General features: G+C 73.7%; 20 protein-coding genes. 12 read left to right on the top strand and 8 right to left on the bottom strand.

The window, feature by feature from the left end:
* From IN07_RS19340 to IN07_RS19330, 3 genes are all read left to right on the top strand, one after another.
* The coding region (locus tag IN07_RS19340; protein WP_231558478.1) for an alpha/beta fold hydrolase at positions 1-967 on the top strand (967 nt) is incomplete at its 5' end.
* Positions 964-1,365, top strand: coding sequence for an OB-fold nucleic acid binding domain-containing protein (locus tag IN07_RS19335; RefSeq protein ID WP_052091504.1), 402 nt, complete (start codon positions 964-966; stop codon positions 1,363-1,365). The genes IN07_RS19340 and IN07_RS19335, both read left to right, overlap by 4 nt.
* A 48-nt stretch (positions 1,366-1,413) precedes the next feature.
* Positions 1,414-2,229, top strand: coding sequence for a DUF3159 domain-containing protein (locus IN07_RS19330; protein ID WP_231558477.1), 816 nt, complete (start codon positions 1,414-1,416; stop codon positions 2,227-2,229).
* A gap of 24 nt (positions 2,230-2,253) precedes the next feature.
* Here the strand turns inward: IN07_RS19330 and IN07_RS19325 are convergent, their stop codons facing one another.
* Entirely contained in the window at positions 2,254-2,922 is a 669-nt protein-coding gene (locus IN07_RS19325) for a potassium channel family protein (RefSeq protein WP_036338825.1), read from the bottom strand.
* On the bottom strand, positions 2,922-3,590 hold the full coding sequence (locus IN07_RS19320; protein ID WP_036338823.1) for a potassium channel family protein: 669 nt from the start codon (positions 3,588-3,590) through the stop codon (positions 2,922-2,924). Before IN07_RS19320 ends, IN07_RS19325 begins: the two co-directional genes overlap by 1 nt.
* A gap of 190 nt (positions 3,591-3,780) precedes the next feature.
* Here IN07_RS19320 and IN07_RS19315 point away from each other — a divergent pair, with 190 nt between their 5' ends.
* Together IN07_RS19315 and IN07_RS19310 are read left to right on the top strand one after the other, a co-directional pair.
* On the top strand, positions 3,781-5,811 hold the full coding sequence (locus IN07_RS19315) for an APC family permease (RefSeq protein ID WP_036339072.1): 2,031 nt from the start codon (positions 3,781-3,783) through the stop codon (positions 5,809-5,811).
* Positions 5,804-7,093, top strand: a complete 1,290-nt coding sequence (locus IN07_RS19310) for a class I SAM-dependent RNA methyltransferase (RefSeq protein WP_081975553.1) — start codon at positions 5,804-5,806, stop codon at positions 7,091-7,093. The genes IN07_RS19315 and IN07_RS19310 overlap by 8 nt, the downstream gene beginning before the upstream one ends.
* A 9-nt stretch (positions 7,094-7,102) precedes the next feature.
* Here the strand turns inward: IN07_RS19310 and IN07_RS25430 are convergent, their stop codons facing one another.
* Entirely contained in the window at positions 7,103-7,240 is a 138-nt protein-coding gene (locus IN07_RS25430; RefSeq protein WP_156119282.1) for a hypothetical protein, read from the bottom strand.
* A 216-nt stretch (positions 7,241-7,456) separates the two neighbouring features.
* Here IN07_RS25430 and IN07_RS19300 point away from each other — a divergent pair, with 216 nt between their 5' ends.
* The 3 genes from IN07_RS19300 (at position 7,457) to IN07_RS19290 (ending at position 10,161) form a co-directional block, all read left to right on the top strand.
* A complete protein-coding gene (locus tag IN07_RS19300; RefSeq protein WP_036339066.1) occupies positions 7,457-7,846 on the top strand; it encodes a hypothetical protein in 390 nt (129 codons plus the stop codon).
* A 102-nt stretch (positions 7,847-7,948) separates the two neighbouring features.
* On the top strand, positions 7,949-9,874 hold the full coding sequence (gene dxs, locus IN07_RS19295) for a 1-deoxy-D-xylulose-5-phosphate synthase (RefSeq protein WP_036338818.1): 1,926 nt from the start codon (positions 7,949-7,951) through the stop codon (positions 9,872-9,874).
* On the top strand, positions 9,871-10,161 hold the full coding sequence (locus tag IN07_RS19290) for a thiamine-binding protein (protein WP_063124225.1): 291 nt from the start codon (positions 9,871-9,873) through the stop codon (positions 10,159-10,161). The genes dxs and IN07_RS19290 overlap by 4 nt, the downstream gene beginning before the upstream one ends.
* Before the next feature lie 120 nt (positions 10,162-10,281).
* Here the strand turns inward: IN07_RS19290 and IN07_RS19285 are convergent, their stop codons facing one another.
* Positions 10,282-12,360, bottom strand: coding sequence for a 3-hydroxyacyl-CoA dehydrogenase NAD-binding domain-containing protein (locus IN07_RS19285; protein ID WP_081975552.1), 2,079 nt, complete (start codon positions 12,358-12,360; stop codon positions 10,282-10,284).
* Positions 12,357-13,580: a thiolase family protein gene (locus IN07_RS19280; RefSeq protein ID WP_036338815.1), complete on the bottom strand. Its 1,224-nt coding sequence runs from the start codon at positions 13,578-13,580 to the stop codon at positions 12,357-12,359. The genes IN07_RS19285 and IN07_RS19280 overlap by 4 nt, the downstream gene beginning before the upstream one ends.
* 234 nt (positions 13,581-13,814) lie before the next feature.
* Between IN07_RS19280 and IN07_RS19275 the strand changes: the two genes are divergently transcribed.
* From IN07_RS19275 to IN07_RS19265, 3 genes are all read left to right on the top strand, one after another.
* Positions 13,815-14,882, top strand: a complete 1,068-nt coding sequence (locus IN07_RS19275; protein ID WP_231558476.1) for a sugar ABC transporter substrate-binding protein — start codon at positions 13,815-13,817, stop codon at positions 14,880-14,882.
* A gap of 70 nt (positions 14,883-14,952) precedes the next feature.
* Entirely contained in the window at positions 14,953-15,759 is an 807-nt protein-coding gene (locus IN07_RS19270; RefSeq protein ID WP_052091503.1) for an ATP-binding cassette domain-containing protein, read from the top strand.
* Between the two features lie 9 nt (positions 15,760-15,768).
* The gene (locus IN07_RS19265; protein WP_036338809.1) at positions 15,769-17,052 is read left to right on the top strand and encodes a sugar ABC transporter permease; all 1,284 of its coding nucleotides are present in this window, start codon (positions 15,769-15,771) and stop codon (positions 17,050-17,052) included.
* A gap of 104 nt (positions 17,053-17,156) precedes the next feature.
* On the opposite strand, the gene IN07_RS19260 is transcribed toward IN07_RS19265, so the two are convergent.
* The 3 genes from IN07_RS19260 to IN07_RS19250 all read right to left on the bottom strand — a co-directional run bounded on the left by IN07_RS19260 (position 17,157) and on the right by IN07_RS19250 (position 19,871).
* A complete protein-coding gene (locus IN07_RS19260) occupies positions 17,157-18,419 on the bottom strand; it encodes a ribonuclease D (protein ID WP_036338807.1) in 1,263 nt (420 codons plus the stop codon).
* Positions 18,416-19,126 (bottom strand): LuxR C-terminal-related transcriptional regulator, encoded by a 711-nt coding sequence (locus tag IN07_RS19255; RefSeq protein WP_036338804.1) that lies wholly within the window; start codon positions 19,124-19,126, stop codon positions 18,416-18,418. The genes IN07_RS19260 and IN07_RS19255 overlap by 4 nt, the downstream gene beginning before the upstream one ends.
* 127 nt (positions 19,127-19,253) lie before the next feature.
* Entirely contained in the window at positions 19,254-19,871 is a 618-nt protein-coding gene (locus tag IN07_RS19250) for a DUF3000 domain-containing protein (protein WP_036338802.1), read from the bottom strand.
* A gap of 207 nt (positions 19,872-20,078) precedes the next feature.
* Between IN07_RS19250 and IN07_RS19245 the strand changes: the two genes are divergently transcribed.
* Positions 20,079-20,801, top strand: a 723-nt coding sequence (locus IN07_RS19245; protein WP_231558475.1) for a uroporphyrinogen decarboxylase family protein, incomplete at its 3' end; no start/stop codon positions are given.

Raw genomic sequence — 20,801 nt, 5'->3', positions numbered from 1 at the left:
CCCGCCGGCAGGCCGCGGGCCAGGCCCCGCGGCCGACCGCCCGCCGACCCGCCGCACCGGCAGCACCTCCGACGACGCCGCCGGCCGCGTCTCCGGTCGCGCCGCCGCCGGCCACGCCGCCGACCAGTCGACCGCCCGCTGCGCCGCCCACCGAGCCCGGGACCGTCGGGTGACCGAGCCCGTCCGGCACGACTACGGCCCCGGGCCCGACCAGTTCCTGGAGGTCTCCCTGCCGGCCGGCGACGGCCCGGCGCCCGTCGTGGTGGTGGTGCACGGCGGCTTCTGGCGGGCCCGCTACGGCATCGAGCTGGCCCGTCCGCTGGCCGCCGACCTCGCCGCCCGAGGCTGGGCCGCGGTGGCCGTGGAGTACCGCCGGGTCGGTGCCGGTGGGGGCTGGCCCACCACGCTCCAGGACGTCGCCGCTGCGGTGGACGCCCTTCCCGACGTGCCGTCCGCGGCGCGCCTGGACCTCGGTGACGTCACCGTCCTGGGCCACTCCGCGGGCGGGCACCTCGCGGCGTGGACCGCGGGCCGCGGCCGGTTGCCCGCCGGGGCGCCGGGGGCCGACCCGCGGGTGCCGGTCAGCGCAGTCGTCGCCCAGGCCGGTGTGCTGGACCTGGGTGCGGCGGTCGCCGCCGATCTCGGGGACGGGGCCACGGCCGGCTTCCTCGGCGGCACGCCGGCGGAGCTGCCCGACCGGTACGCCGCGGCGGACCCGGTGCGGCTGCTGCCGACCGGGGTGCCGGTCCTGTGCGTGCACGGGGAGGAGGACACCTCCGTGCCGCTGGACCAGAGCCGGCGGTTCGCCGCCGCCGCGGCCGCGCTCGGGGACACGGTCGAGGTGGTGGTCGTCCCCGGTGACCACATGGCCGTGATCGACGTCTCCGGTGTGGCCTGGCGACGCACCGTGGACTGGCTGGCCGACCGTCGGACAGCGGCCGCCGGCGGCACTACCCTGGGATCGTGACCGAGACCAGGACCGGTGCCTCCACGGAGCCCGGTGCGCGGGGCTGGCTGTCCCGCAAGCTCCAGAAGCTCACCGCCGACGACCGGACCGTGGACGCCCAGGAACTCCGCTCCGGGGTGGCGTCCGCCGGCTGCTCGGCGGTCAGCGCCTGCCGCAAGGGCGAGGTCGTGACGGTCACCGGTCGGCTGAAGTCGGTCGTCTACACCCCGCGCGAGACGGTGCCCACCCTGGAGGCCGAGCTCTTCGACGGTTCCGGGTCGGTCACGCTGGTCTGGCTGGGCCGCCGCCGGATCCCGGGCATCGAGCCCGGCCGCCGGCTCACCGCACGCGGGCGCTTCGCGGCCTTCGAGGGCCGGCAGGTCATCTACAACCCCTGGTACGAGCTGAGCGCCGGGTGACCCGGTCGTCGGTGCGGGCATGACCGGACGGCCCGACGGGACCCAGTGGTGAGCGAGCCCGACCGCGGGGGAGTGACGTTCGACCGGCACCTGGTGCTGGACCAGCTGGGTGGCTGGCGCGGCATGGTCGACGCCTCGCTGCCCACGATCGCGTTCATCGTGGCCAACTCCGTGGGCGGCCTGACCGTCGGCATCTGGGCGGCCCTGGTCGCGGCGGTGCTGGTCTTCCTGCTGCGGTTGGTCCGCCGGGAGGGCATCCAGCAGGCCGTCAGCGGGCTGTTCGCCGTCGCCGTGGCCGTGGCGATCACCGCGTACTCCGGGCAGGCCCGGGACTTCTTCGTGCTGGGCATCGTGCGCGGCGCCGCGATAGCCGTGATCCTGCTCGGCTCGATCCTCTTCCGCCGTCCGCTGGTGGGGGTGATCGCCGAGTTCCTGGCGCCGAGCCACCTCGGGGCGATGTCCGCCCACCGGCTGCCGTCGCTGCGCGGTCGCGCGCGCCGGGACCCAGCCGCGACGCCCGTGCCGGTGGAGGGGGGCGCCACCGTGCCGGTGGTGTCCGGCGCCCGGGCTCCGGACCCCGAGCCGGAGCGGCACTGGCGCGAGGACCCGCGGATGCTGCGGGCCTACAGCTGGCTGACCGTGCTGTGGGCGGCGGTGTTCCTGCTGCGGGCCGCCGTCCAGGGGTTCTTCTACCTGCGCGACGAGGTCGAGCTGCTGGCGACGTCCTCGCTGGTGCTGGGCCTGCCGCTGACCGCGGCCCAGCTCGTGGTCACCCTGTGGGTGGTGGCCCGGCTGCACCGGCACCGCTCCGAGCCGCCGCTCGTCGAGGACACGGCGGAGTCCGAGGACCGCCCCACCACCTGACGGCCCCCGCTGCGGGTGGGTCGCTCAACAGCTCCCGTCGGGGCACATGATCGTCTGCAGCTGCTCCTCGATGTCGCCGTGGGCGACGAACAGCAGTTCGTCCCCGGCCTCCAGCGGCTCGTCGGGGTCGGGGGCGATGACGCGGTCGCCACGCAGGATGGTGGTCAGCACGGTCTCCCGGGGCAGCGGCACCTCGCGCACCGGCCGGCCCACCCACGGGGTGTCGTCGGCGAGGGTGATCTCGACCAGGTTCGCCGCGCCCTTGCGGAAGCTCATCAGCCGGACGACGTCGCCCACCGTGACCGCCTCCTCCACCAGGGCGGCGAGCACCCGGGGAGTCGAGACGGCGACGTCCACGCCCCACGACTCGGTGTAGAGCCACTCGTTGCGTGGGTCCTTGACCCGGGCCACCACGCGGGCCACCGCGAACTCGGTCTTGGCCAGCAGCGAGACGACCAGGTTGGCCTTGTCGTCACCGGTGGCGGCGATGACCACGTCGCAGGTGGCCAGCTGGGCCTCCTCCAGGGAGGAGACCTCACAGGCGTCGGCCTGGACCCACTCGGCGCCCGGCACCGCCCGGGGCTTGACCCGGGAGCCGTTCTTCTCGATGAGCATCACGGCGTGGCCGTTGCCCAGCAGTTCGGTGGCGATGGACCGGCCGACCGCGCCGGCCCCGACGATGGCGACGCGCATCAGCGCTGCCCTCCGGTGTGCCCCTGCTCGACGGCCTGGTGCACCCGCTCGGTGAGGTCGTCGGTGGCGGCGACGACGAGGTGGTCGCCCGTCTGCAGCACCGTGGTCGGGGTGATGAGCTGCGCCTCACCGAAGCGCACCAGCCAGGCCGCCCGGGCACCGGAGGCCTTCTCCAGCTCGGCCAGCGGCCGGCCGACCCAGCCGTCGGTGACGGTGATCCGCATGAGCAGCACCTTGCCGGTGGGCTCCCGCCAGATCTCGGTCACCTTCACCGAGAGCAGTTCCCGCATCAGCCGGCCGACCGTCCACGGCACGGTGGCGACGCTGGGGATGCCCATCCGCTCGTACACCTCGGCCCGCTTGGAGTCGTAGATCCGGGCGACGACGTGCTCGACGCCGAACGTCTCACGGGCGACGCGGGCGCCGATGATGTTGGAGTTGTCCCCGCTGCTCACGGCGGCGAACGCCCCGGCGGAGTCGATGCCGGCGTCCAGCAGGGTCTGCCGGTCGAAGCCGAGCCCGGTCACCTGGCGGCCGCCGAACTCGGGACCGAGCCGGCGGAAGGCCTCGGGGTCCTGGTCGATCACCGCGACGCTGTGGCCGATCACCTCGAGTCGCCGGGCGATCGCCGAGCCGACGCGGCCGCAGCCCATCACGACCACGTGCACCTGTGTCCCACCCCGTCTGCTGCATCCGTGCCGCCCCTGCGGACCGCCGAGGCGTACAGCGCGCGAACGTACACCCGAAGCGGGGCCGTCGTGGCACAGCGGGGGCCGGATCGCCGAGTGCGCAGCTCGTGTGAGTGAGGTCGCCCCGTTCCGCCCCAACGGCGGGCTGAGCGTCCGTACCATCGCCGCCGTGCCAAGCCTGTCCGACCTCGGACAACTCCCGAAACGACTCGTCCTCGGCCGGCCGGTCCGCAGCGACCGCGCCGGTGAGTCGTTGCTGCCCAAGCACCTCGCACTGCCGATCTTCGCCAGCGACCCGCTCTCCTCCGTCGCCTACGCGACGCAGGAGATCCTCATCTTCCTGACGCTGGCCGGGACGACGTTCCTCTTCCTCACCCCGTGGCTGGCCGCGCTCGTGGTCCTGCTGCTGACCGTCGTCGTCCTCTCCTACCGCCAGGTGGTGCACGCCTACCCCTCGGGCGGCGGCGACTACGAGGTGGCGATGAAGAACCACGGCCAGTTCGCCGGCCTGGTCGTCGCCAGCGCGCTGCTCGTCGACTACGTGCTCACCGTCGCGGTGTCGGTCAGCTCCGGCACGGACAACATCATCTCCGCGTTCCCGGAGCTCGCCGAGCACCGGGTCCTCATCTCCGTCGGGCTGGTGGCCCTGCTCGTGGCGGTGAACCTGCGCGGGGTGCGGGAGTCGGGGAAGACCTTCGCCTTCCCGACGTACGCGTTCATCGCCTGCATCCTGGTGATGATCGGCACCGGGCTGATCCGGGAGCTCGTCACCGGCGGCGACGTGGTGGCCGAGAGCGCGGGCTACGCGATCCAGCCCGAACCGGGCTACGAGCAGGTGACCGGCCTGGCGCTGATCTTCTTCGTGCTGCGGGCCTTCGCCTCCGGGTGCACGGCGCTCACCGGGGTGGAGGCGATCGCCAACGGTGTGCCGGCGTTCCGCCCACCGAAGAGCCGGAACGCGGCGACGACGCTGGCGCTGATGGGCGGCATCGCGGCCACGATGTTCGCCGGTGTCACGGCGATGGCCCTGCTGGCGGACGTGAAGTACGTGGAGAACGCCTGCGACCTGGTGGGCTTCGACTGCGAGAACCAGCCGCAGCGGACCGTGATCGCGCAGGTGGCGGCGGCGACCTTCGGCGGCGCGGACTCCATCGGCTTCTACCTCGTCCAGGCGGCGACGGCGCTGGTGCTGATCCTGGCGGCCAACACGGCGTTCAACGGCTTCCCGCTGCTGGGCTCGGTGCTCGCGCAGGACCGGTTCATGCCCCGACAGCTGCACACCCGCGGCGACAAGCTGGTCTACAGCAACGGGATCCTGCTGCTCGCCGGCTTCGCGATCCTGCTGCTGATCGTCTTCGAGGCCGACTCCACCCAGCTGATCCAGATGTACATCGTGGGCGTCTTCACCAGCTTCTCGATCGGCCAGTGGGGCATGGTGCGGCACTGGAACCGCGAGCTGCGCAGCGAGACCGAGCCCGTCGCCCGCGGTCGCATGCAGCGCTCCCGGCTGATCAACGCCGTCGGCGGCACGCTGACCAGCGTCGTCCTGTTCATCGTCGTGGTCACCAAGTTCACCGGCGGGGCGTGGATCGTGCTCGCCGCGATGCCGGTGATCTTCCTGCTGATGCGCGGGATCAACCGGCACTACTCGCAGGTGGCCGCGCAGCTGGTGCCCGACAGCGACGCGCGGACCAAGCCGAGCAGGGTGCACGCGGTCGTCCTGGTGTCCAAGGTGCACAAGCCAACGCTGCGGGCGCTGGCCTTCGCCCGCGCGACCAGGCCCGATGTCCTGACCGCGCTGACGGTCAACGTGGACGACGCAGACACCCGCGCACTCCAGCGGGACTGGGAGCGCTACGACATCCCGCTGCCGCTGACCGTGCTGGAGTCGCCGTACCGGGAGATCACCCGCCCCGTCCTGGACTTCGTCAAGGACATCCGGCGCGCCGGCCCGAGGGACCTGGTCGTGGTCTTCGTGCCGCAGTACGTGCTGGGCCACTGGTGGGAGAACCTGCTGCACAACCAGAGCGCGCTGCGACTGCGCACCCGACTGCAGTTCCTGCCCGGGGTGATGATCACCAGCGTGCCGTGGCAGCTGGAGGGCTCGCACGACCGCGACGGCGGGAACGGCGGCGGCCCGACCCCTGGCGACCTGCGACGTGGACTGACCTCCGAGGCCGAGCAGACCCCCTATGGCTGAGCGCCGTCGCCGTCCTGCCGCCCGCCCGCAGCGCCAGGCCCCCGACTCCGGCGGCGGCTGGGTGGGCCGGCGCTTCGAGGTGACCGTCGGCCCGGTCGCGCACGGTGGGCACTGCGTGGCCCGGCACGAGGGCCGCGTCGTCTTCGTCCGGCACACGCTGCCCGGCGAGCGGGTGGTCGTCGAGGTGACCGAGAACCGGCAGAAGGGCTTCTGCCGCGGCGACGCCGTCGAGGTGCTGGAGCCGGCGCCGGACCGGGTGGAGCGGCCGTGCCCGTACAGCGGCCCCGGGCGGTGCGGGGGGTGCGACTGGCAGCACGTCAGCCACGCCGGCCAGCTCGGGCTCAAGGCCGACGTCGTCCGCGAGCAGCTGTCCCGGCTCGCCGGGCTGGACGTCGACGTCACCGTCGAGGCGCTGCCCGGTGGGCCGCTGCGCTGGCGGTCCCGGGCGCGGTTCGCCGTCGACCGCACGGGCTCGCCCGGGTTGCGCCGGCACCGCTCGCACGACGTCGTCCCGCTCGACGACTGCCCGATCACCGCCGAGCCCGCTGCCCAGGCGGTGCTGGCCCGGCGCTGGTTGGACGCCGGTGCCGTGGACGTCGCCCTCGACTCGGCCGGTGTGGTGACGACGACGACGCTGGACCGCCGCGGCCGGCCGCTGGAGACCCAGGTGCTGCGGCCCGGCGCCGAGGTGCCCGAGGAGCCGGCCGGGCGGGCGCAGCGGACCGCCGGTGGCCGGGACTGGGAGGTCGAGGGCACCGGTTTCTGGCAGGTGCACCCGGCCGCCGCCGACGCACTGGTGGGCGCCGTCCTCGGCTTCGCCGCGGTGCAGCCGGGGGAGACGGTGCTGGACCTCTACGCCGGGGCCGGCCTGTTCGGTGGGGCGCTGGCGCCCGGGGTGGGCGCCGCGGGCCGGGTGGTCTGCGTGGAGTCCGACGCCGCGGCCTGCGCCGCTGCCGACGCGAACCTCGCCGACCTGCCGCAGGCCGAGGTCTGGCAGGGCGACGTGGACGCTGCCGGGCTCACCGAGCTGCTCGGTGACCTCGGCCGGCCGGACGTCGTCGTGCTGGACCCGCCGCGGGCGGGTGCCGGGCAGGACGTCAGCCGGGTGCTCGCCGGTGCCGGGGCCCGCGCCGTGGTCTACGTGGCCTGCGACCCGGCGTCCCTGGCTCGCGACGTCGCCGCGTTCGGGCAGGCGGGCTACCGGCTGGCGGACCTGCGGGCGTTCGACTGCTTTCCGATGACCGCCCACGTGGAGTGCGTGGCCCTGCTGGTCAGGGCGTAGGCGAGCGGGTCAGAGCGGGCTGCGAGCGGCGTCCTCGCGCGGCAGCACCCACCGGTCGTCGGCCTTGCGGATGAGGAAGTCGGCGAGCAGGAACGCCTCGTGCACGGCTTCGGTGAGCAGGGCGCGGACGTTGCGGTAGGTGGTCACGTCAGTGCCTCCAGTGCTGCCGAGTGCGTGCGGATCAGGCGTCCCCAGGTCGGCCTGTCGGTCGATCCGTGTGTCCTGGGTCACGACTGTCATCGGCGGCTGGAAGCGTCTCCCGTACTGGGATCGGGTCCGCCTCACTCGGTCGTGGTGGTCGGCGCCGGGCACCGACAGGTCACGCTTCGAACACACGTGCGATCCGCGGTCGAGGTCGCCGCGATGTCCGCGCACACTGACCGGGTGGACGTCGCACTGCCCCCGGGCTGGCCGGACGAGGTCTGGCCGCCCGGCGCCCCGGACTGGGAGCGGACCGCGGTCAGCTGGCTGTTCGACCTCGTGCCACCGGACTACCGGTCCCACGAGGTGCTCCGGCGTTACCCGGTGCTGCTGGCCCGGTTCGCCGGTGACCACGTCGCCGCGGGGCTCGAGGCGGCGCGGGCCGGCTGGCGCACCGTGCGGGTGGAGCTCGCCGACCAGCTGCCGCCGGAGGCGATGGAGGCGGCGATCAGCGCCTACGAGCGGGAGGGCGCCCGGCTCACCCGGGCCGCACGCGGGGTCGAGGTGGTCGCCGGGGCGTTGCGCGGCGAACGCTGGGTGCCCCGGCTCTAGGTCCGCTGCCCAGAGGGCAGGTCGCCGGTTCGCCGTTACAGTGGGGTTTCACCGGTTGCGCCCCACCGGACGCCGCCGACGTCGAGAGGACCCTGCCCCGTCGTGTCGTTGCTCAGCTCGTTGACCGGGCCCGCCGACCTCCGGGCACTGCGCCCCGACCAGCTGCCGGTGCTGGCCGGCGAGATCCGCGACGCGCTGGTGGCCGCGGTCGCCAAGACCGGCGGCCACCTGGGGCCCAACCTCGGCGCGGTCGAGCTGACCATCGCCGTCCACCGGGTCTTCGAGTCCCCGCGCGAGCCGGTCATCTTCGACACCGGGCACCAGGCCTACGTGCACAAGCTGCTCACCGGCCGGCTCGACGGCTTCGCCCAGCTCCGCCAGCGGGACGGGTTGTCCGGCTACCCCAGCCGGGCCGAGAGCGAGCACGACTGGGTGGAGAACAGCCACGCCTCGACGTCGCTGTCCTACGCCGACGGGCTGGCCAAGGCGTTCGCCGTCCGCGGTGACGTCCGCCCCGTGGTCGCGGTGATCGGCGACGGCGCGCTCACCGGTGGCATGGCCTGGGAGGCGCTGAACAACATCGCCGCCGCGCAGGACCGCCCCGTCGTCATCGTCGTCAACGACAACGGCCGCTCCTACTCCCCGACGATCGGTGGGGTGGCCGACGCGCTCGCGACGCTGCGGCTCCGCCCGGGCTACGAGGAGGCGCTGGCCGCCGTCCGCCAGGCCCTGCACCGGGCACCCGTCGTCGGCACGAAGCTCTACGACGCCCTGCACGCGATCAAGAAGGGGCTCAAGGACGTCCTGGCCCCGCAGGGCATGTTCGAGGACCTCGGCATGAAGTACGTCGGCCCGGTCGACGGCCACGACGTGGAGATGATGGAGTCGGCGCTGCGCCGGGCCCGCTCCTTCGGTGGGCCGGTCATCGTGCACGCCGTCACGACCAAGGGCTTCGGCTACCCGCCGGCGGAGACCGACACGATCGACGCCTGGCACTCCACCGGGGTCTTCGAGCCCGACAGCGGGCTCTCCTCGGCCGCCAAGGGCCCGGAGTGGACCGACGTCTTCGCCGACGAGCTGGTGCGGATCGGCACCGAGCGCTCCGACGTCGTGGCGATCACCGCGGCGATGCTGCACCCCACCGGGCTCGCGCCGTTCGCCGAGCGGTTCCCGGAGCGCACCTACGACGTCGGCATCGCCGAGCAGCACGCGCTCACCTCGGCCGCCGGGCTCGCGATGGGCGGCCTGCACCCCGTCGTCGCCATCTACTCGACCTTCCTGAACCGCGCCTTCGACCAGCTGCTGATGGACGTCGCGCTGCACGGCCAGCCGGTCACCCTGGTGCTCGACCGGGCCGGCGTGACCGGCTCCGACGGCGCCTCGCACAACGGCATGTGGGACATGTCGATCTGCTCGATCGTCCCGGGGCTGCAGCTGGCGGCGCCGCGGGACGAGGCGACGATGCGCGAGGCGCTCCGCGAGTCGGTGCAGGTCTCCGACGGGCCCACCGTCATCCGCTTCCCGAAGGGCGCGCTGCCGCCGGAGGTGCCGGCGCTCGAGCGGCGCGGCCGGGTCGACGTGCTGCGCCGGGGGGCGGCCCCCGAGGTGCTGCTGGTCGCCGTCGGCTCCCTGGTGCCGATGTGCCTGGCGGTCGCCGAGCGCGCCGCCGACCACGGCATCGAGGTCACCGTCGTCGACCCGCGCTGGGTGATGCCGGTCGCCGACGAGCTGGTCGCGCTGGCCGGCGAGCACCGGCTGGTGGTCACCGTCGAGGACGGCGGCCGGGCCGGCGGGGTGGGCACGCTGCTGTCGCAGGCACTGCAGGACGCCGACTGCGACGTGCCGGTGCGCACGCTCGGCCTGCCGCAGCAGTTCTTCGAGCACGGCAGCCGGGGTCAGGTGCTGGCCGACGTCGGCCTCACCGAGCAGGACGTCGCCCGCCGCATCGTCGAGTGGGCCGCCCGGGTCGCCGATCGCGCCGCGGCGACGACCGAGCCGCAGCCCGAGGGTGCCGAGGGTCAGCAGTGACCGATCAGGTCATCGCCGAGATCCAGGTCGCACCGTCGCCACCCGGCACGCCGGACGACCCGCACGCCTTCGTCGAGGCGGCGATCCGGGTGATCCAGGCCTCCGGGCTGCGCTCCGAGGTCGGCGCGCTGGGCACCACGCTGGAGGGTGACGCCGACACGGTGTGGGCGACCCTGCGGGCCGCGCACGACGCGATGATCGCCGCCGGCGCGAAGGCCGGCATCTCGCACGTGAAGATCGCCTCGGTGGACCGCACGATGGACAGCCTCACCCACAAGTTCCGCTGACCGCCTTCCGCGGCGGCACCCCCAGGATCAGGTGACCTGGTCGTGTGGGCACCTACCGCGCGGTCTGCCACCAGGTAGGCGCCCCTGGGACCAGGTGACCTGATCCCAGGGGGTCCGACCTCAGGCGGGGAGCGAGGCCACGCCCCTGGGGAGGAACCGCGAACCGGTGACGGCCTCCGACACCCCGGCCCGGTCCAGGTAGGCGGAGATCCCGCCCAGCCAGAACGGCCAGCCGGCGCCGAGCAGCATCGCCAGGTCGATGTCCTGCACGGCCTGGACGACGCCCTCCTCGAGCATCAGCCCGATCTCCTCGGCCAGCGCCCGCTCGGCCCGCGAGCGCAGCTCGTCGGCGGTCAGCGGCGAGTCACCCGCGTCGATGCCGGCGAGCTCCGGGTCGATGACGCCGGGCTCGGTGAAGACCGAGCTCTTGCCCAGCTCGACCATCCGACGCAGCCCCGCGCCGACGCCGAAGCGGTCGGGGAACGCCTCGTGCATCCGCTCCGCCACGTGCAGCGCGACCGGCGGACCGACCAGCGTCAGCAGCTCGAACGGCGTCATCGGCAGGCCCAGCGGCTCCAGCGCCGTCTCCGCGACGGCGACGGGCGTGCCGGCGTCCACGGCCGCGGTGACCTCGCCGAGGAACCGGGTGAGCAGCCGGTTCACGACGAACGCCGGGGCGTCGGCGACCAGCACGCAGGACTTGCCGAGCTGCTTGCCGACGGCGAAGGCGGTGGCCAGCGTGGCGTCGTCGGTGCGCTCGGCGCGCACCACCTCCAGCAGCGGCAGGACCGCGACCGGGTTGAAGAAGTGCAGGCCGACGACCCGCTCGGGGTGCTGCAGCCGCGCGGCCATCTCGGTCACCGACAGCGCCGAGGTGTTGGTGGCCAGCACGCACTCCGGCGTCACCACCGCCTCCACCTCGGCGAACACCTGCTGCTTGACCGACAGCTCCTCGAACACCGCCTCGATGACCAGGTCGGCGTCGGCGAAGGTGCCCTTGTCCAGGGAGCCGGTGACCAGGCCCTTCAGCCGGTTGAGGGCGTCGGGGGAGAGCCGCCCGCGCCCGGCCAGCTTCTCCAGTTCGCCGTGCACGTAGCCGACGCCCTTGTCGACGCGGGCCTGGTCGACGTCGGTGAGCACCACGGGCACCTCGAGCCGGCGCACGAACAGCAGCGCCAGCTGGGAGGCCATCAGCCCGGCACCGACGACGCCGACCTTCGTCACCTTCCGGGCCAGCTTCCGGTCCGGCGCACCGGCGGGGCGCTTGGCCCGCTTGTTGACCAGGTCGAAGGCGTACAGGCCGGCCCGCAGCTCGTCGCTCATCAGCAGGTCGGTGAGCGCGTCGTCCTCGGCCGCCGTCCCGGTGGTGAAGCCGGCGTCGCCGGCCCGGGCCAGGTCCAGCAGCTCCACCGCACGCAGCGCCCCGGGGGAGGCGTTGCGGGTGCGGGCAGCGACGAGTTGCCGGGCGCGGGAGATCGCGTCGTCCCAGGCCGTCCGGTCGACCTCGGGACGGCGGACGGCGACGTCCCCGCTGAGCACCCCGGCCGCCCACGCCAGCGAGCGCTCCAGGAAGTCGGCCGGCTCGAACACCGCGTCGGCCATGCCCAGCTGAGCGGCCTTCGGCGCCGGGGTCACCTTGTTCTGCGCCAGCGCGTTCTCCACGATCACGGTGACCGCGGCGTCGATGCCGATCAGCTCCGGGAGCAGCTGGGTGCCGCCCCAGCCGGGCACCAGGCCGAGGAAGACCTCGGGGAAGGCGACGACGGCGGTGCTGGCGATCGTCCGGTGGTGGCAGTGCAGCGCCAGCTCCAGGCCACCGCCCATCGCCGCGCCGTTGACGAACGCGAACGTCGGGATCGTCGACTCCTTGAGCCGGCGGAACACCCGGTGCCCGGTCTCGGCGATCTCCCGGGCGTCGGCGGCCGAGGTGATCGACGGGACGCCGGAGAGGTCGGCGCCGACGGCGAAGATGAACGGCTTCCCGGTGACGGCGACGGCCGCCGGGGCGGGGGAGTGGGCGGCGATCTCGTCCAGGGCGGTGTCCAGCGAGGCGAGCCCGCCGGGGCCGAACGTGGAGGGTCGGGTGTGGTCGTGCCCGTTGTCCAGCGTGATCAGCGCCAGCTCACCGGCCAGCCCGGGCACCCGCAGGTACCGCACCTTGGCAACGGTGACGACCTCGTCGGCGAACACTGCACTCACTTCGCTGCACCTTCCCAGTTCGGGTTCTCCCAGATGACGGTGCCGCCCATGCCGATGCCGATGCACATGGCGGTCAGGCCGTAGCGCACGTCGGGCCGCTGGGCGAACTGCCGGGACAGCTGGGTCATGAGCCGCACGCCCGAGGAGGCCAGCGGGTGACCCACGGCGATCGCGCCGCCCCAGGGGTTGACCCGCGCGTCGTCGTCGGCGATGCCGAAGTGGTCCAGGAACGCCAGCACCTGGACGGCGAAGGCCTCGTTGAGCTCGAACAGACCGATGTCGTCGATGGTCAGCCCGGTGCGGGCCAGCGCCTTCTCCGTCGACGGGATCGGGCCCACGCCCATCACCTCGGGCTCGACCCCGGCGAAGCCGAAGCCGACCAGCCGCATGCCGACGTCGAGCCCCAGCTCCTCGGCGACCTCCTCGGCGGCGAGCAGGCACCCGGTGGCGCCGTCGTTCAGCCCGGCGGCGTTGCCGGCGGTGACGTGACCGTGTGGGCGGAACGGCGTCTTCAGCGTCGACAGGCCCTCGAGCGTGGTGTTCGGCCGCGGCGGCTCGTCGACGGTGGCCAGGCCCCAGCCGGCCTCGGCCGAGCGGGTCGCCACGGGCACCAGCTCCGGGCCGATCTGGCCCGCGGCCACCGCTGCGGCGTACTTCTGCTGGCTGGCCACCGCGAACGCGTCGGCCCGCTCCTTGGTCAGGTGCGGGAACCGGTCGTGGAGGTTCTCCGCGGTGGAGCCCATCACCAGCGCGGAGTCGTCGACGATCCTCTCGCTGACGAACCGCGGGTTCGGGTCGACGCCCTCGCCCATCGGGTGGTGGCCCATGTGCTCGACCCCGCCGGCGATCGCGACGTCGTAGGCGCCGAAGGCGATGCCCGACGCGGTGGTGGTCACGGCGGTCATCGCCCCGGCGCACATCCGGTCGATCGCGAAGCCGGGCACGCTCTTCGGCAGCCCGGCCAGCAGCGCGGCGGTGCGGCCGATGGTCAGGCCCTGGTCGCCGATCTGGGTGGTGGCGGCGATGGCCACCTCGTCCACCCGCTCGGCCGGCAGCGACGGGTTCCGGCGCAGCAGCTCGCGGATGCAGCGCACGACGAGGTCGTCGGCGCGGGTCTCGGCGTAGATGCCCGTGGGGCCCGCCTTGCCGAACGGGGTGCGGACGCCGTCGACGAAGACGACCTCACGCAACGAGCGTGGTCGTCGCTCTGCAGATGACACAGGACCTCCGCGATGGGTTCGGTGCCGCCCGAGCGAGGCGGCGACCCGAAGTTACCCGCTGGTAACCGGAGGCTCCACACCCGCCGGGGTGACCAGGCCGTTCCGAATCACGGTCCGGCAACAGTGCTGGCATGTGCTTGCAGTCACACCTGGAGGCAGACACGATCCCTTCCGGAAATCTCCCGGATCCAACGACGGAACGGCAGGTCGAACATGGCGCGACAGCGCACCCTGATGACTGCTCTCGCAGCCTCACTCGTCTTCTCGATGGCCGCCTGCGGCAGCGACGACTCCGGCGGCGGCGGCGGTGGCGGGGACGCCGCCGAGGCCGCCGGCAAGGTGGGGGTGATCCTCCCCGACACCGCGTCCTCGGCCCGCTGGGAGAGCGCAGACCGCCCGCTGCTGGAGGCCGCCTTCGAGGAGGCCGGCGTCGAGGCCGACATCCAGAACGCCCAGGGCGACGCCCAGCGGATGGCGACGATCGCCGAGCAGATGATCACCGGCGGCGTGACCGTCCTGGCGATCACCAACCTGGACTCCGCCTCCGGTGCCGCCATCCAGCGCCAGGCCGAGCAGCAGGGCGTGCAGACGATCGACTACGACCGGCTCACCCTCGGTGGGGAGTCGGACTACTACGTCTCCTTCGACAACACCGAGGTCGGCCGCCTGCAGGGCGAGGGCCTGGCCCAGTGCCTCGGCGACGAGCCGGCGAACATCGCCTTCCTCAACGGCTCGCCGGACGACAACAACGCCACGCTGTTCTCCGAGGGCGCCCACGAGGTGCTCGACCCGATGACCCAGTACACCCAGGTCGCCGAGCAGGCCGTGCCCGAGTGGGACAACCAGCAGGCCGCGACGATCTTCGAGCAGATGTACACCCAGGCCGGGGGTGACATCCAGGGCGTGCTCGCCGCCAACGACGGCCTCGCCAACGCGGTCATCTCCATCCTGGGCCGCAACAACGTCGCCGGCACCGTGCCGGTGACCGGGCAGGACGCCACCACCGAGGGCCTGCAGAACATCCTGGCCGGCAACCAGTGCATGACCGTCTACAAGCCGATCGAGGCGGAGGCCACCGCTCTGGCCGACCTCGCGGTCGCGCTGGTCAACGGCGAGAGCCCCGAGGTCGACGGCGAGGTCGAGGACGTCGAGGGTGGTCGCACCGTCCCGGCCGTGCTGCTGGACCCGGTCTCGGTCTTCCGGGACAACGTCAAGCAGGTCGTCGACGACGGCTTCGTCGACGCCGCCGACCTGTGCACCGGTGAGTACGCCGCCGCCTGCACCGAGCTCGGCATCCAGTAGTCCACCGTCAGCAGGGGCGCCCTCTCCGGGGGGCGCCCCTGTCGGCCTGTCCAGGCAGGAAGGGACCCACGTGTCCGCTCCAGAGCGCGATCACGGCACCACGGCCGTCGGCCGGCCCACCCTCGAACTGCGCGGGGTGGACAAGAGCTTCGGCGCCGTCCAGGTGCTGCACGACGTCCACCTCACCGTCTACCCCGGGAAGGTCACCGCGCTGGTCGGTGACAACGGAGCGGGCAAGAGCACGCTGATCAAGGGCATCGCCGGCATCCACCCGTTCGACTCGGGCGAGGTGGAGTTCGAGGGGGAGAAGGTCACCCTGCACAGCCCCCGGGACGCCGCCCGGCTGAGGATCGAGGTCGTCTACCAGGACCTCGCGCTCGCCGACAACCTCGACGTCGTCCAGAACATGTTCCTGGGCCGGGAGCGCAAGCGCGGGATCCTGCTCGACGAGCAGTCCATGGAGGAGGCCGCGCGGGACACCCTCGGCAAGCTGTCGGTCCGCACGCTGAAGTCCGTCCGGCAGCTGGTGTCGAGCCTCTCCGGTGGCCAGCGGCAGACGGTCGCCATCGCCAAGGCGGTGCTGTGGGAGTCCAAGCTCGTCATCCTCGACGAGCCGACCGCCGCGCTGGGGGTCGCCCAGACCCGGCAGGTGCTGGACCTGGTCCGCCGGCTGGCCGACGCCGGCCACGCCGTCGTCTTCATCACCCACAACATGGTCGACGTGTTCGAGGTCGCCGACCGGGTGGCGGCGCTCTACCTGGGCCGGGTGGCCGCCGACGTCCCGATCGACCAGGTCGACCGCACCCAGGTCATCGAGCTCATCACCTCCGGCCAGTCCGGTGACCTGGGCCTCTCGGCCGAAGACCTCGAGGACTGAGAGGACGTCATGTCGAGCAACACACTGACCGCCGCCGAGGCGAGCGGTCCGCAGAAGCCCGCCGCGGGCTTCGAGGGCGACCGGCAGGACAACACCCTCGGCGGCGCCGTCCGGGGCTACCTGGACAAGCTGCGCGGCGGTGACCTGGGGGCGCTGCCGGCCGTCCTGGGCATCATCACCCTCGGCATCCTGTTCACGGTGCTGCGGCCGGGCACGTTCCTGACCCCGCTCAACCTGGCCAACCTCGCCGTGCAGGCCACCCCGATCATCGTGCTGGCGATGGGCCTGGTCTTCGTCCTGCTGCTGGGCGAGATCGACCTGTCGGCCGGGGTGGTCAGCGGAGTCTGCTCCGCTGTCCTGGCTCAGCTGCTCGTGCAGGGCGGGTTCGGCTGGCCGGTCGCCGTGCTCGCCGCGATCGTCACCGGTGCGGTGATCGGGATGTTCACCGGCAGCCTGGTCGGCATGGTCGGGATCCCGTCGTTCGTGGTGACCCTGGCGCTGTTCCTCGGCTGGCAGGGCGTGACCCTGCGGCTGATCGGCCAGGGCGGCACCGTGCCCGTGCGGGAACCGGTGATCCGCGCACTGGCCAACGAGAACCTGCCGCTGGCGGTCGGCTGGGCGCTGGCCGTGCTGGTGGCGGTCGGCTACGCCGCGATCGAGCTCTGGCGCTGGCGGGCCAAGCGGGCCCGTGACCTGGCCCACCAGCCGCTGGTGCTGGTCGTCCTCCGCGTGGTGCTCATGGCCGTGGTGGTGCTGGGCGTGACCTGGATCCTGAGCCAGGACCGGGCGCTGTCGGCGGCGGTCGACCTGGCCGGCATCCCGTACGCCATCCCGCTGGTCATCCTGCTGCTGCTGGTGGTCACCTTCGTGCTGTCCCGCACCAGCTTCGGCCGGCACATGTACGCGGTCGGCGGCAACGCCGAGGCGGCCCGCCGGGCGGGCATCAACGTGACCCGGATCCGGGTGATGGCGTTCGTCATCTCCTCCAGCCTGGCCGCGATCAGCGGCATCCTCGCCACCTCGCGGCTGAGCTCGGTGACGCCGGACGCCGGTGCGGGCAACACGCTGCTGTACGCGGTCGGTGCCGCGGTCATCGGTGGCACCAGCCTCTTCGGCGGGCGGGGGCGGGCCCGCGACGCACTGCTCGGTGGCCTGGTCATCGCGATCATCGCCAACGGGCTGGGGCTGCTGGGGGTGGCGGCGTACCTGAACTTCGTCATCACCGGCGGGGTGCTGCTGCTGGCCGCATCGGTGGACGCGCTGGCCCGCCGTCGGGCGGCCACGGCACGCTGATGCCGTGACGACGGCCCGGCCCACGGCAGGCCGGGCCGTCGTCCCTGCGCACGTCCCCGCGGAGCACGGTGGGCGAGACGGCCCGGCGTTCCCCGGACCGGCGGTCAGCCCGCGGCGATCGCCTCGGTGAGCAGGCCGCCGGTGAGCTCGACCTGCCACTCCCGCGCACCGCCGGCGCGCAGCACCTCGGCCACCGCCGCCGCGTCGGCCGGCCTGGGCGGCGCCCACATCAGCCGTCGGACCAGGTCGGGGGAGAGCAGGTTCTCCACCGGTACCGACCACTGCTCCGACACCTGGGCCAGCGCGGCCCGGGCGGCCTTGAGCCGGGCGGCCGCAGCGGGGTCGCGGTCGCCCCAGCGGTTCACCGGCGGCGGCCCGTCACCGGGGCGGCTGTGCGGCGGCAGCTGGTCCTCCGGCAGCTCGCGGCCCCGGTTCAGCGCGCCGAACCACGTGTTCACCAGCTTCCGGTTCGCCCGCCCCCGGAACACCGGGAGCTCCAGCAGCGCGCCCTCGGTCTTCGGGTCGGCCTGCACCGCGGAGACGATGGCGGCGTCGGGCAGCACCCGGCCGGGGGCGATGTCGCGCCGCCGGGCGAGGTCGTCCCGGGCCTGCCACAGCGCGCGCAGCATGCCCAGCTGGCGACGATTGCGCAGGCCGTGCATACCGGAGGTCTTCCGCCACGGGTCGACCTTGGGCGCCGGGGGACCGGCGGCCAGGATCGCCTCGAACTCCTGCCGGGCCCACTCGGTCTTGCCCTGCTCCTCCAGGATCTCCGCCAGGGCGTCCCGGAGCTCCACCAGCACCTCGACGTCCAGCGCGGCGTAGACGAGCCAGTCCTCGGGCAGCGGGCGGGTGCTCCAGTCGGCCGCCGAGTGGCCCTTCTGCAGCGAGAGGCCCAGCAGCGACTCGACGACGGCGCCCAGCCCGACCCGGGGGAGCCCGGCCAGCCGGGCGGCGAGCTCGGTGTCGAACAGCCGGGCGGGCACCAGACCGAGCTCGGCCAGGCAGGGCAGGTCCTGGTTGGCCGCGTGCAGCACCCACTCGGCGTCGCCGATCGCGCTCTGCACGGCCGTGAGGTCCGGCAGCGGCACCGGGTCGATCAGGCCGGTGCCGGCGCCGGCCCGGCGGATCTGCACCAGGTAGGCGCTCTGGCCGTAGCGGTACCCGGAGGCGCGTTCGGCGTCCACGGCGACCGGGCCGCTGCCGGCGGCCAGGGCGTCGGCGTAGGCGACCAGTGCGGTCGAGGTCTCGACGACCGGGGGCAGCCCGTCGCGCGGGGCGAGCAGCGGGGTCGCCGGCGGTCCCTCGTCGACGGCGGGCTCCGCCCCGGGGTCGGTGGGCACCTCGGTGCCCGGGTCGGTGGTCACTCGATGACCCCCGAGCGCAGGCCCAGCGCCACCATGTGCGCCCGGTCGCCGGTGCCCAGCTTGCGCGCGATGCGCGCCAGGTGGCTCTTCACGGTCAGTGCGGACAGGTCCACCTTCTCGCCGATCTCCTTGTTCGTGTGCCCGTCGGCGACGAGCCGCAGGATGTCCCGTTCTCGGGCGGACAACTCCCCGACAGCTTCCTCCACCCCGCTCCGGGTGAGCCCCCGGGCCAGGCTGGTGGCGATCCCGGGGTCCGCGAAGACCTCCCCGGACAGCGACGCACGCAGCCCTCCGGTCACCGTGGCCAGCGGGCTGGTCTTGAGCAGGTAGCCCTGCACCCCGGCCAGGAAGGCTGCACGGACGACGGCCGGGTCGGTGACCGAGGTCAGCACGACGGTCACCGGCCAGCCCTCGGTGCGCAGGGTGGGGAGCAGTTCCAGTCCGCGCCCGTGGTCCCCGCCGCGGCCCGCGGCCTCCGGCTCGACCTCGGGCAGGTCGACCTCCAGCACGCACAGTGCCCGCGGGCCGGACACGTGCGCGCGGACCCGAGCCTCCTCCAGGGAGGCTGCCTCCTCGACGTCCCGGGCGCCCAGCGTGCGCAGCCGGCCGGCCAGGGCCTCCCGGACGAGCGGGAACGGGTCGACGACCAGGGCGCTGGCGTGCGGACCGAAGAGGACGCCGTCGGACCACGGCTGGCCCTGGGGCATCGGCCCTCCCGTCGTCGGACCGGGCCGACGACCAGGTGATCAACGGGTGATCACCTGGCGAGCGGCCCGGCGTGTCCGCGCACTCGGCCGACGTCCGACTACGCCGAGTGGAGTACGGACGCCGAGTCTAGGCGTCGTCCGGGCCGGTCTGCTCGGTCGCGGCGAGCAGCCGGATCCCCGGAGGCGGCAGCCCGGCGGCCACGCCGAGCACCTCGAGGAAGGCGGTGAGGTGCCGGTCGAGGTCGGTGCCCTCCGCCGTCCAGGACGCGCGGATCTCGACGTCGACCGAGTGCTCCGGGGCGGCGATCGAACCGAAGCGGGTGGAGGCGGTGCGGGTGACCGTGCCGCCGACGGAGTGGTGGGCGGCCCCGGACTCGGCCAGCGCGTCGGTCAGCCAGCTCCAGGCAACCTCGGAGAACATGCTGTCGTCGACCATGTCGGAGTCGGTGCTGGCCGAGACGTAGCCGACGCAGCGGGTGGTGCCCTGCCAGGCGTCGTGCCCCTCCGGGTCGTACAGCAGGATGAACCGGCCGCTGGCCAGCTCCTCCTCCTCGTCCTCGGGGTGGGCGACCCGCACGCCGATGGCGGAGGACCACGGAGCGAGTCGTTGCGGCGCCGGGATCTGCTCGACGACGACCTCCGGCCGTGGGCGCACCGTGGCCAGCGCCTCCAGGGCGGCCTGGAACGCGGCCGGCCGCTCCGGCGGCGGGGCGCCGTCGTCGAGGCGCTTGCGCTGCTGAGCCACGTGCGCAGGGTAGGTCGCCCACCACCGGAGTGGCCGCCCCGACGCGCCGCCCCGCCCAGCCGACGCACAGCCGTGACCTCCGCTGCCCCCGGCCCGGTGGAGGGGCCTGGTGGAGAGGGGCAGAGCCGGCCACGGTGACGTCTGGGAGGATCGGCGTCCGTGGGAACAGCTGCAGGACCGGCCGCCGACTCCGATCTCGTCCGGGCGATGAGGGGCCTGCCGGTCTCGCGCACGCCGGTCTGGTTCATGCGCCAGGCCGGCCGGTCGCTGCCGGAGTACCGCGCGTTGCGTGAGGGCACCGCGATGCTCCAGGCCTGCCAGGACCCCGACCTGGTCACCGAGATCACGATGCAGCCGGTCCGCCGGCACGGCGTCGACGCGGCGATCCTCTTCTCCGACATCGTGCTGCCCCTGGTGGTGGCCGGGGTCGACATCGAGATCAAGCCGGGCGTCGGCCCGGTGATCGCCTCGCCGTTGCGCACCGTCGCCGACGTCGACGCGCTCCCGGCCCTGGAGCCCGACCGGCTGGAGTTCCTGGCCACCGCCGTCCAGCGGCTGGTCGCCGAGCTCGGTGCCACGCCGCTGATCGGCTTCGCCGGGGCGCCGTTCACCCTCGCGACCTATCTGATCGAGGGTGGCCCCTCCAAGGAGCACGCCCGCACCAAGGCGTTCATGTACGCCGAGCCCGCGGCCTGGCAGCGGCTGCTGGAACGGCTCGCGGTCAGCGCCGCGACGTTCCTGCGCGTGCAGGTCGACGCCGGCGCCAGCGCCGTGCAGCTCTTCGACTCCTGGGCGGGGGTCCTGTCCGCGGCCGACTACGCCGGGCGGGTGCTGCCGCACTCGCGCGCCGTCTTCGACGGGCTGGCCCGCCCGGAGGTGCCCAAGGTGCACTTCGGCGTGGGCACGGGGGAGCTGCTGCCGCTGATCGGC

Origin of the sequence: Modestobacter caceresii (genome assembly GCF_000761485.1) — a bacterium.
Classification (GTDB): domain Bacteria; phylum Actinomycetota; class Actinomycetes; order Mycobacteriales; family Geodermatophilaceae; genus Modestobacter; species Modestobacter caceresii.
The sequence above is the reverse complement of the archived record's forward strand: the minus strand, read 5'-3'. Positions and strand labels throughout refer to the sequence as shown.